The 11,969-nt window shown below is 36.8% G+C and carries 13 protein-coding genes and 1 pseudogene; 12 read left to right on the forward strand and 2 right to left on the reverse strand.

The window, feature by feature from the left end:
- The 12 genes from DC498_RS26475 to DC498_RS25445 form a co-directional block, all read left to right on the forward strand.
- Positions 1 to 276: hypothetical protein (locus tag DC498_RS26475; RefSeq protein WP_206197749.1), on the forward strand; the 276-nt coding region annotated here is incomplete at its 5' end.
- Positions 277 to 936: 660 nt separating this feature from the next.
- Positions 937 to 1,824, forward strand: coding sequence for an SMEK domain-containing protein (locus tag DC498_RS25395; protein ID WP_116876932.1), 888 nt, complete (start codon positions 937 to 939; stop codon positions 1,822 to 1,824).
- Between the two features lie 378 nt (positions 1,825 to 2,202).
- Entirely contained in the window at positions 2,203 to 2,586 is a 384-nt protein-coding gene (locus DC498_RS25400; RefSeq protein WP_116876933.1) for a hypothetical protein, read from the forward strand.
- Positions 2,583 to 2,789 carry a helix-turn-helix transcriptional regulator gene (locus tag DC498_RS25405; RefSeq protein ID WP_116876934.1) on the forward strand — a complete coding sequence of 69 codons (207 nt, stop codon included), beginning with the start codon at positions 2,583 to 2,585 and terminating at the stop codon, positions 2,787 to 2,789. The genes DC498_RS25400 and DC498_RS25405 overlap by 4 nt, the downstream gene beginning before the upstream one ends.
- 18 nt (positions 2,790 to 2,807) lie before the next feature.
- Positions 2,808 to 3,299, forward strand: a complete 492-nt coding sequence (locus DC498_RS25410) for a hypothetical protein (RefSeq protein ID WP_116876935.1) — start codon at positions 2,808 to 2,810, stop codon at positions 3,297 to 3,299.
- A 233-nt stretch (positions 3,300 to 3,532) separates the two neighbouring features.
- Positions 3,533 to 4,525, forward strand: coding sequence for a DUF3644 domain-containing protein (locus DC498_RS25415; protein WP_116876936.1), 993 nt, complete (start codon positions 3,533 to 3,535; stop codon positions 4,523 to 4,525).
- A gap of 273 nt (positions 4,526 to 4,798) precedes the next feature.
- Positions 4,799 to 5,365, forward strand: a complete 567-nt coding sequence (locus DC498_RS25420) for a hypothetical protein (RefSeq protein ID WP_165813964.1) — start codon at positions 4,799 to 4,801, stop codon at positions 5,363 to 5,365.
- A gap of 241 nt (positions 5,366 to 5,606) precedes the next feature.
- Entirely contained in the window at positions 5,607 to 6,647 is a 1,041-nt protein-coding gene (locus DC498_RS25425) for a serine hydrolase domain-containing protein (RefSeq protein ID WP_116876938.1), read from the forward strand.
- A gap of 253 nt (positions 6,648 to 6,900) precedes the next feature.
- The gene (locus DC498_RS25430) at positions 6,901 to 7,380 is read left to right on the forward strand and encodes a hypothetical protein (RefSeq protein WP_116876939.1); all 480 of its coding nucleotides are present in this window, start codon (positions 6,901 to 6,903) and stop codon (positions 7,378 to 7,380) included.
- 236 nt (positions 7,381 to 7,616) lie between these two features.
- The gene (locus DC498_RS25435; RefSeq protein WP_116876940.1) at positions 7,617 to 8,381 is read left to right on the forward strand and encodes a helix-turn-helix domain-containing protein; all 765 of its coding nucleotides are present in this window, start codon (positions 7,617 to 7,619) and stop codon (positions 8,379 to 8,381) included.
- Between the two features lie 174 nt (positions 8,382 to 8,555).
- Positions 8,556 to 8,945 carry a DUF1398 domain-containing protein gene (locus DC498_RS25440; protein ID WP_116876943.1) on the forward strand — a complete coding sequence of 130 codons (390 nt, stop codon included), beginning with the start codon at positions 8,556 to 8,558 and terminating at the stop codon, positions 8,943 to 8,945.
- A gap of 198 nt (positions 8,946 to 9,143) precedes the next feature.
- Positions 9,144 to 9,362 (forward strand): hypothetical protein, encoded by a 219-nt coding sequence (locus tag DC498_RS25445; RefSeq protein ID WP_116876941.1) that lies wholly within the window; start codon positions 9,144 to 9,146, stop codon positions 9,360 to 9,362.
- A gap of 263 nt (positions 9,363 to 9,625) precedes the next feature.
- On the opposite strand, the gene DC498_RS25450 is transcribed toward DC498_RS25445, so the two are convergent.
- Positions 9,626 to 11,827: a PepSY domain-containing protein gene (locus DC498_RS25450; protein WP_116876942.1), complete on the reverse strand. Its 2,202-nt coding sequence runs from the start codon at positions 11,825 to 11,827 to the stop codon at positions 9,626 to 9,628.
- Positions 11,828 to 11,857: 30 nt separating this feature from the next.
- Positions 11,858 to 11,969: pseudogene (locus tag DC498_RS26870) on the reverse strand (IS982 family transposase); the annotation flags it as partial.

An 11,969-nucleotide genomic window follows, 5' to 3' on the forward strand; every position in this document is an offset into this window, starting at 1 on the left:
TCAGCTACATATCCGGCTGACCGAACACTAATGAACTACAAAATATATTTTCAACTTTTGTATCTTACATCAGCAGCAGTACCGGGCTGGACGTTTTTCAAATGCCCTGCCGAACGCAAAGCTGTGACCGTTGTAGGCAAGCAGTTTAAACAGCGTTTAATTTCAAATGTGACAGTGTGTAAACTTGCTTACTTCTGCATCAAGACAAAAAACTCAAGTGACAAAGCCCATATTTTTCATTTTTGTACTTATTGCATTTCACTTAATTTCTTGTAGGTCGACAAAAAATATTACAGGGACATATAGCTCAAACTTCGCTGTTCATGGTTTTTTCGGCACAAGAATTAATTTAAATCCTGACTCTACGTTTGGCTATCGAATGAGAGGCGACATGATGTTTGACACATCCAATGGGCACTACAAGATTGACAATAAATATGTCATTCTTTACCATGAACCTTTTAAGCCTGACACTTCCGAATATGAAAAGTATGGCAAAGAAGCAGTTTTATTAAGTTCTGGACTATCAACAAACAAACACTTAGGTAGTCCTGAAAAATATTTAATAGGACACGAGAAGTTATTTGTTTGCGACACTTCTGGACGAGTAATCAAAAAGCAGTTTGGCTATTCAAAACGCAGACAATACTTAATTTTTGGCAAGCATTGGTATAAAAGACGATACTATCTTAAACGAGTTGACTGAATGCCTGCCTACAACAGGGCGGTTTGGCAATATGGCGGGGCGACGAATATATGCTCAACTTTTTGTTCATTATTCGGCTTCATTTCCAGCCGACGAATAACGCCGGGCTGTAGTTCTTATCATCAATTATTTATAACTTTAATAAGCAGCAGTTACGGGCAGACGATTTTCAAATGCCACCACATCGCCAAGCCGCTATCGTTGGGCGTAATTCTTCATAACCATTACTAATGACAGACCTGCAAAAGAGAAACGAAATTCATGACTTGTTAGCTTTCCTGAAGACGTATGTACAGATATACGTTGACAATTCGTTTACAGACCTAACTTTTGACGTTGAAAGACTTATCACTAACTATTTAAACGTTTTTGAAAAGCCAGATGAAAAGTTTGTAAACGTCAACGCAATCCAACATAACTATCCGGCGGTTGATTTAGTTTCTGCAAAGAAAGGCATCGCCGTTCAAGTGACAACTAACGCAGACAAAAGAAAAGTTGATAAAACAATAGCAACTTATAATAAGCATTCGCTATCATACAAGCAACTTATCGTCATTGGTTTTGTAAAAGCGACAAAATTAAAAATACCAAATGTTTCTGTTCACGGCATTGAATATCTAACCAACTTGGCAAAGTTCGCTAATAGTAATCAGCTTGATGATTTGTATGACATCTTAAAACGACAAGTACCTTGGAACAGTTTAAGTCCATTGGATGACAAACACTGCTTCGACGTTGTGTTTGACACAATTAACAGAAGTGCGATAAGGGATTACACCCTTTGCGAAGGAAGCTTTGATCAAATGGCTGATAGATTGTATCAAGTAAAAGAGCTCATTACTACAGGAAAAGTCAAGGGAGAAAGCATAAGAGCAAAGGCACTTGTAGAGTATAATGACAACGTGAGACGCAAACTGCACGAAATTGAATTTCTCATTTCACACATTTTGCAAATCTGCAATGCAAACAGAAATAAAAGAAAGTCAAATTTTCTTGATTTGAGCAGACAAGAGACGGATGAGATTGACGACTTAAAAGAAAAAATAATAAACAACACAAACAGCTTGGCAAAGGAATTAGATCTTAATAAAGCGATTGTTGGAAGCCGACGACACTAAAACTAAACTACGCCCAACAAGCGGCTTTGTGCAAGTGGGGCACGACGAATATGCCATCAGCTTTTTGCAATCATCGGCTGTAGTTCCAGCGTGACGAACAATAATCAGCAAGAGAACAAACAATGAACTTTAATCTATAAATTCAACTTCGGTTCTGGACAGAAGGAATGCTAATTCCCCACCTGCACAAAGCCCTGTTCGTTAGCCGTCATTGTACTGCAACGCTCTCGAACTCCCAAAACAAGACACAGAAAATTCCTTTTTCTCACATCTGACACCCTTATACATTCTCTTCTAAAATTTTCGCAAAAAAATGTCGTATATAATTGACATTTTGAAAACTATTATTATCTTTGTGGAAATTTTAATTGACTTACAATGAAAGAAAAAATGAGCTTATTTAGTGTGCTTTGGGCATTAGTATTTGCGATTTGCTTCACCGTTAGTGTGTATTATTTATCCAAATATTCTATATCTGTACCAATCTCTCTGTTGATTATTTCTGTTAATGTTCTCTTGTTCGGAACTTATACAGTAAAGTTTATACAAAGTATAAAATTGCTTGATGAAGTTCAAATCAGAATACAATTAGAAGCAGTGTCCATTGCTTTTGCATTGTCTTTGCTTTTGGTTATGGTTTTGGGGTTGGTAGGTTTGGTAGAAAATCTTGGCTTGGACAATTTCAGTTATTTGTACGTTTTCCCTTTGTTTTTCTTGTTCTATTTAATTGGTCTATTCATTTCAAAACGTAAATACAGATGAAAAATACCATAAAAGTTGAAAGAGCGAAAAAGAATTGGACACAAGCCGAGTTAGCTGAAAAAATTGGCATTTCAAGGCAGGCAATGAACTCCATTGAAACAGGAAAATTTGTTCCCTCTACTCTCTTGGCATTAAAAATGGCTTATGTCTTTGGAACACCAGTTGAAGAATTTTTTAAATTAGAAGAAAGCGATTTTAATTAACTCAAAAATATCATAACAATGAATGCACATTCAAAAGACAAAAAAACTTTTCTACTTTCAGACAACGACCAGTTATTGGGAGAATTGATTTATGAAACACCATTTTACCTGAAAGCAGAAATTAAAATGTCCAATACCGAAACTTACAAACTAGCACCAGTAGGTTTTTTCGGAACAAGCGTTTCGGTAACAAAAGATGGAAATAAAATAGCCAGCCTTTCAATGAGTTGGAATGGGAAAATCATCATCACATTTCAGGACGAAAGAGAATATGCCCTGAAATTAAGCGGACTTTTTCAAAGCAAAATGATACTTGAAGATAAAAACCAACAAAATGTACTTCAATTTGAACCTAAATTTAATTGGAGAGATTTTTATTGCAAGTATGACATTATCTATGATATTACGAATGATAAAGAACCAAAAGACAAGTTGTTACTTTTACTTGGTGTCTATGCCGCAAATTATTTTATCGCAACTATATCCGGAGCAAACGCCGGACTAATGTAAAAAAACAACGAACGGCTAACATCGGTTTGGCGAAATGCGGGCTGAACATCATAGGCTCAACTTTTGGATTTCTATTCCGCCAATTGCTGTTCCTTATTGCTTTTTTTCGTAAGTTAGCAAACGGAAACAGCATTGGCTACCGTCCGTGCAAAACTGAACTTTTCGTTCACCTTTGCCCGCACTATCGCCAAGCCGTTTCCCGTTAGCGGCAAGCTCAAAAGACACCCTACTAAATGAAACATCCTAAACATAAATCTTTCGTTGACAAATCTATAAGTGCAGCCCTCTCAGAGATTGAAATCTACAACAAGCCCGACTTTAAATATCGGGAAGAGACTTTCTCTATTTTAATGATTAATTCGTGGGAGCTGTTACTTAAAGCAAAGATTATTAGTGAAAATAAAGGTGACTTAAAGTCAATATATATTTTGGTAAATAAAATTGGCAAGAAAGGAAACAAACTCAATACTCTTACACCTGAATTAAACAGAAGTAAAAATCCAAAGACAATTGGACTCCCGAAATGTCTTTCTCTTTGTGAAGTGCCTCCAATTAATTTAGACCAAGCTGTAAAAGAGAACATCTTTTTATTAATGGAAATTCGAGACACAGCTATTCATTTTCAACATGCAGACCTCTACTTAAGTAAAAAAGTGTTTGAAATTGGTACGGCTTCATTAAAAAATTATTTGACACTCATTACAGAATGGTTCAATTATGATTTATCGATTTATAATTTCTTTTTAATGCCAATGACTTTTTTTCATGAGTTTGAAGCAATAAAAAGTTTTTCTATAAATAGTAATAAAGAGCAAATTGAAAACTTATTGAAGTATATATCTGAAAAGGAAAAACAATCGCCGTCAGATGAAAGCAAGGATTTCAACATTTCTCTAAAACTAGAAACGAAGTTTGTAAAATCAACATCAACGGAAAGTTTGCTTGTAAACTATTCAACCGACCCAGACGCAATAAAAATTAATGTCCAGGAGGAAGATGCATTAAAAAACTATCCGTATGATTATGCCAAACTTACGGCTGCTTTAAGAAAACGCTACACGAATTTTATTGAAAACAATTCTTACCATGCAATTAGAAAGCCATTGATGAAAAATAAAAAATATTGTAAGACAAGGCTTCTTGACCCGAACAATACAAAGAGTCCCAAAAAAGACTGGTACAGTTCAGAAATATTTAAAGAGTTTGACAAACATTATAAAAAATAATTTGAGCATTGACGAGCCATGCCGCTAACAAAAGGTTTGCCACAAGGCTGGCGGTCGGAAAAACAATCGGCAGTTGTACTACTATCAGCTAATATCAGGCTTGACCGAATTCTATTTGGCTTTTAGTTGTTAACTTCAACTTCAGTTTTTCAAATCGGCTTCAGTTGCCGGGCTGACAGTTATAAAATACCAGTCCTGCGGCAAGCCTCGAACGTTAGGCGCAACCAAATGATAGACTCAGGTTTAATTATATGGAATGGTGAAACTATTGGTATGGTAACAAATATCATGTCAGACATGTGGTATTTGGACGCCGATTGGACACCTTATCAGTCTGACACAACTTTAAAATTTGAAAAGCTTGCTAGCGGATTAAAAAGCAACGACGTAATAAAAGAGCCGTCAAATGGCATCATCGCTTTATTGAAATATGACGACGTTCCCTCAAAGTCTCATAGCATTTTGATTTTATCAATTGACCATTCAAAAATATTTATGCGAATGGTTAGCGACGAAGTAGCAGCATATGCAGACAAAAAACTGCTTAAACCATGGCAGTCAATTGAAAATCCTTCTTTCTATGAAACAGAACTGAAAAAAGAAGTTAGTTTTTTTCATCCACTTAATTGGAAAAAAGTTCGAGCAATTGCCAATCGTACTGACCGAGACGATGTTGTGTTTGAGGTGCTTAATGGACGTTCAAAATATGCAATTGTACACTTGACTTGGAGAAAAGAAAATTCACGCAAGTTTCCGATAACGAAATTCTATATTGACTGGCAAGATATTTATAAGAATCGGCTTTTGGAGGACCACAATGATTGGGATTCAAACATGTAATGCGCCTAACAGTTTTGCGTCAGCAGGGGGCGACGAATAAGTCCTCATCATAGTACTACTATCAGCTACATATCCGGCTGACCGAACGCTAATGAGCAATAAAATATATTTTCAACTTTTGTATCTTACATCGGCAGCAGTTCCGGGCTGGACGTTTTTCAAATGCCCTGCCGAACGCAAAGCTGCCGAACGTTGTGTGCCATTGAAACATAATTCATACTGACACTGATTGACTTAAAAAATGAAACAAAGAAAACGACTGCTAAAGATAATCATGCCAATTATTGCAATAATCTGTTCCTTGATATTTATCCCTTGGATTATAGTAAGGGCATGGCTGACACCGTTACCAGATACCATTCAGGAGCAAGCAAATAATGCAATAAACTATAAATTAGATGGCATTATTGTGTATGTAGATCAATCAGGTAAGCCACCAGCATTTTACACTGCTGGCTGGAAAAATAAGGAAAATAAAGTGTCCGCCGACCCACAAGCATTATTCAAGATTGCCAGCATCAGTAAGTTATATATAGCTGCTGCTACTACCAAGTTAATCAATAGTCAAAGTTTATCGCTTAATGACACCCTTGCTAAACTCTTACCTGAACTTGCAAATAGAATTGAAAATGCAAACAGGATTTCTTTGAGAATGTTATTACAACACCGTAGTGGCATTCCTGATTGGATTGATGACCCTGAGTTTCCCTGGGACAAACCACCAACTGATGTGGACAAAGTACTACAACTGGTATTAGATGAACACTCGAAATTTAAGCCTGACAGCCGCTACAAATATTCCAATACAAATTATCTGTTAATTGGCAAAATACTTGATAAAATATTAGGCTATAGCCACCAACAATATATTAAAAACGAAATTTTGGAACACCTCTCATTAACTCACACATTTAGTCTGATGAGTGAGGTGGACACGGCTGATATAGTTAGTGGATACGATTCTCATTATGATAAGGATGTAAAGATGCTTGATTTTGTGTCGCCGGGCAGTTCAATGGTATCAACAGCACAGGATGTGGGTATTTTCTTGAGAGCATTAAATGACGGCTCTTTATTAAATAAAGAAGAGCAGACTTTATTTTCTTCCATTTATATGTATGAACATACCGGTCTATTACCCGGATATCAGAGTATTGCCCGTTATCACAAGGATATTGATGCAGTGGTAATTCAGTTTGTAAATACAAGTGGCGAAAATACATGGACGATATCGGAAATTGTATATAATCGCATTGTGAAAATTTTGAGAAGAAAAACATAACAATGTATATTTAGGAGATTTTGAATGGTCATTAATAAACAAAAATAAACGGCACACAACAAGGTATTGCCAAAAGTGGGGCTGACAGAATTCTATTCGACTGACGAATAACTTGGAAACTTTATATCTTATATCAACTTTTGGACTGCCAAGATCCCGCCTTCGGCAATACCCAAACCGTTGTGTGCCATCAATTCCTAAATTCAAATTTGTGTAAGTGTGACAGGCAGATAGTCAAACAGATAAATTGCTTATGTTGACAGGCTTTAAAACTAAAATTTCAAACTGCCCCTTCCATTTGTTTTTGCTGATAGCAATCTTATTGTTTGTGTTCTCATTCATAACTTGGGGAGAAAGCATAGACCTTCATTTGCATGACACCTACTTCGTCATTTCAACGATATTTTTTATTTGGGCTTTAGGGATTGCCTTCCTCTTAGTTTGGGCAATCTATATGTTAACCAGCAAAATTCTTTGGAAACGCTTTTTGACATGGGTTCATGTTTTGGTGACAATTTTCATTTTGATTGCATTACTCGCGGCTAACTTTTGGCATGACAAACTCATTCCGCCAATAAAAAGGGATTTTGTATCATTTGAAACATTTCAGTCAGACACCGAGCGGGAGGTAAAAATATTTTTGCCACTCGTAGTTTTATTTTTAGTTGGCCAACTTGCTTTTCTTATAAACATTCTTGTTGGCTTGACAAAAAAATTGGTGGGGACAAGATAACAGCACACAACATTCAGTTTGGCAATATGGCGACGCGACGAATATGTCCTCGGCTTTTTTGGCTATTATCTGTAGTTCCGGCCGGGACGTCATAAATAGAGCTGTAGAATAAACAATGAACTTTTAGTTATATATTTAGCATCGGTTACAGGCAGACGAATCACGGAATTCCGCCACATTGCCAAACCGTACCGTTGTAGGCAATTTTACCGAAATTCACGCCAACAGACATACCAATGAAATTTGACAAACATTTTCCGACAGAAAAACTAAAACCCTACATCAAATATTTTGTAGTGTCGGAGAATGAATTGGAAAGTGAATATAAAGTATTTCCGTCTTCGGGTTTGGTTATCGGTTTCCAATACAGAGGGCAACTTGCAACGATAAAGAACAATACAGAAGACAAACTGAAATCAGCAGGAATCACAGGTATTTCTGACGGCTACAAAGTCTTTAAAAATTCGCCTGACATCGGAACGATTTTAATTTACTTTACCGAAATTGGTTTTACGCATTTTGCTTCGCATCCAGCCAACGAACTTTTTAATTTAAGCCTTTCGCTTGGCGACATTTTTGACAAAAACAAAGTGGAAGAAGTTGAAGATAAATTAATAGTTGCAACGACCGACAGCCAACGAATAAAAGTCGTTGAACAGTTTTTACTATCTCAACTTAAAGACATTAAAACCGATAAACTAATTATTGAAGCGGTTAAACTTATTTATCAAAGTAAAGGAATAATCCGAGTGAAAGAACTCAACGAAAAATTATTCATCAGCCAAAGCCCATTTGAAAAACGATTTAGAAAAGTGGTAGGAACGACTGCCAAAAAATTTGCTTCCATTGTTCGTTTCAATTCGGTTCTTGACAATATGAGCGAAACAAAGTCGCTTACAGAAATTTGTTACGAAAACAACTTCTTTGACCAAGCTCACTTCATCAAAGATTTCAAACAATTCACGGGCGAAACACCTGAAAAATTTAAACGCTTCTTGTAGAAAAACGATTTTTTACAATTACAGGGATTTTAAGTATTGCAATTTTGCATCGTAATCAGAAAGCAAAAAGACAATGAGAAAAAAATCTTAAAATCAACAATCATTGTCGCAGGTCTAAGCATTATGGTTGCGTGTAATTCAATAAATCGTTTAACAATTAAAAATCAAGAAAAAATGTTTACAGTAGAACAAGTCAAAGTGGCTCACAGCAAAGTAAAATCAGGTGCAGACTTTCCTGCTTACATCAAAGAAATAAAGTCGTTAGGTGTTACTCATTACGAAGCTTATGTTACAGACGGACATATTGACTATCACCGTGGAAACGATTATACTGCAAAAGTGCCTGCAAAGTATGACCCGTTGATAGTTGCTGACACTGCAAAGAATGAAGAATTTAAAGCCGAGTTAATTGCTCATCAACAAGGCAAAACGGACTTTCTGACTTTTATTAAAATGTGTTCGGATTATGGCATTGAAAAATGGGAAATCTGTATGGACAAAATGACCTGTACTTATTATGACAAAGCAGGAAATGAAATTTTAGTGGAAGAAATTCCGCAATAAAAACTGCCTACAACAGGCGGCTTGGCTATATGGCGGTGCTATGAATATATGCTCGGCTTTTTGTTTTGTCTATTCAGCTTCAGTTCCGGGCTGACGAATATAAATTCCAACACAGCAGCAAACCCTGTTCGTCGGCAGTAGTTTTACAAGACCCTTACATTTCAATAGAGAGTTAGCGAAGAAGGACTAAATTGACAAATGAAGAATCTTGATGTAAGACATTATCTTGACATTTACACTACAAGGAAAGAAATGCAAGACAAAGGCATAACCCAGCCAAATGAGCTATACAAGAAGTTCACACAGGAGTTTGTAGAAAAGCTACAGACTTATTCGTTGGACGAAGAAATTATTTTGGATGAAAACGGCTCCTTTTTTGACAGTAAAGGAAATTTTATAATTAAAATTCCAAATTAAATCTTCAACAATATTCTTGATACAATAATGGGGCATAATTTTTATTTTTTTAAAACCGAAATACCTGAAAGTAGAAAAGCAGATTTTAATTTAGGCTGCCTTGATGGTTCATGATTAATGACTAAGGATAAAGAAGTTTGATATAAAAACGGACACTGCCTGTTGTAGATAAAGTAACTGCACAAAAAAATACGCTATATACCGGTCGGCTGCTTGGTTCAATTATTTTAAAGTTGATTTAACCTGTTCCCTGGCTCCATGTCTCAATAGCAGTCCGCAACCACCTGCCCGTTCATCTTATACCAGGCAATATCTTTTCCATTTTTAGAGATAGTGATAACATTCAGTGTGGCTTCCACATCTTTTTGCATGGCAAGAGAACCGCATAACATTATTACGCCACCTCTGCGGAGAAGATCAGCAAAAAAATCAGCATCTTTTTTTATCAGATCCATTACATAACAATTATTTCCTTCACGGGAAAAAGCAATATAAAAATGATGGAGTCTTTTTTGCCGGATAAACGTACTGGTCATTTGGGTATACTGTTGTATTACCGGCGTTTCCTTCCTGAACCCGCAATACAGATGGCTTTCGATTGTCTTTTTATTCTGCTCCGCCATTCCGAGAAAAGGCGCTATACCTGTTCCGTTGGCTATCATTACTACCGCCGGCACTTTTTTAGGAAAATGAAAGGCAGCATTGCGTATAATACGGCCACGTATAGCCGAACCGGGCTTCAGGCTGTATAAAAATTCAGAACCTAAGCCACCGGGCTGCAGTTTCACCACCAACTGTATATTATTTTTAATTTTTGCAATAGAGTAAAAACGTACCCTTGCATCATTTGCAGGATAAATGGCAAGCAGGTCTCCTGATGTGAAACTCCCTCTCAACCCGGTATGAAGCGTAATAATAAATGTGGAATCAGCTTCAGAAATGGCAGTCTTATCCAACACAATCATTTTTTGCAAACCTGTTTGCGACTGGCTGTAAAAGGCAGGCGTTGTATCTAACCTTATTCCTGTTTTATCAGTCCAGTTTCTGATCCAAGCGATAAATTCTTCCGGCGATTTATCATTTATTGTATGCAGGGGCACTGTTTCTATTGCCCACTGTTGCAGCGACAGCGCTGCATCTACCTGCTTTGCAAATCCGCAAAAATCAGGATAGGCATGCGAACCAAAGCCAATTACCGAAATTTTTATCCGTTGAAGCTGTTTATGCTTTTCAATAAGCTGCAGCAATCGTTTGGAGTTATCCGGCGGATCACCCAAACCATAAGTTGAGGTAAATATCAGCAGGTGTTCCGCTTCAGGAAAAACAGTATACTGGTTAGGCTCACCCAAAAAAGAAATTTGATTATTTGTCAGCAATTGTTTGTGTATGGCGCCTGCAAACTGGAGTGTACTACCATTTTCTGAGCCTGCAAGAATAATATATTTGGCTTCAGCAGCTTTATATTTATTACGAATGCGTCCGCGCCTCCGCTTAAGCGTTATGGTAAACCCGGAGTATATAAAAAATAAAATATTAACAGATGCAATGGCAAGCACTATCGCCCATATTATACTGCTCCTCCCGGTATGTAGATTTAAGCTAAGGTTAGTAAGGAAAGCGGTAAAAGAGTATGGCGCTTCACTAAGTATTGTGCCGTTAAATTGGTTTACGGCTATTTCACGGTCTTTTAGTTTGAGCAGGTAATATTCTTCAGGATCGCCTGCAAAGGGAAACATAATGCTGCGTGTATCTGCAAGCTTTGTGTTTTTGAAGATGGCGAAGCCTGATATGTCTTCCTGTTCCGGTACATCGGATTCATCAGGTATTTCTACTGTATGTACAATTTGCTTTTCAGAAAAAACATTAAACCGTACCAATGATAGCCAAACGCCTGTAATTGCTATGATCAAGACAGGGACCAGTAAAAATCTGCCTAATACTACATGATAATACTGCGCAAAATATTCCTTAACCACCCGACTGAAAAAGCGGCGAAGTCCATGCTGCCGCTGAACAACCAATATTATTCCCGACAAGGCAATCAATAATAAAAGGAAAGAAGTTAAGCCGATAAAAAAACGTCCTGCTTCATGCAGGAACAAAGAACGATGAAGCGCTGTAATCCATTTAAAAAAATCAGATTGCTTTTCTGGCGCACCCAGTATATTACCGGTTCGCGGATCTATATATGCATTTATCTCATCCCCGTCATCATTAAACCCCTTCAGTGTTACAAAATGCTTTTCGTCAACATTTATTTCTGTAATTTCTGAAAACGTTTTGTTAAGTGCGGGAAGAGATTCTGCGAGCGTAATAGTATTAAATCCCTGCACTTCATAGGAAGGAATTTTGTTGTCTACCGCTTCAAACGAAAGTATAATACCCGTTATAGAAGCGAGTGCTATAAAAATACAGGAAGATACAGCCAAAGCCAGGTGACTGTATCTCCATATAGAAATCGTCATTAAAAAAAATTAATTAATTCAAGTTGCTAGTTAATCGGTAATTTTATTGAGTGTAAAGGCTAGAATAAACATCACCAGTTTTATCAAAAATCCTTTAAAAGTCACTGCGTGTATTTTTCTTAGGAATAATCCTTTTATCTGA

The sequence above is a fragment of the Terrimonas sp. genome, assembly GCF_003075435.1.
Taxonomy (GTDB): domain Bacteria; phylum Bacteroidota; class Bacteroidia; order Chitinophagales; family Chitinophagaceae; genus Agriterribacter.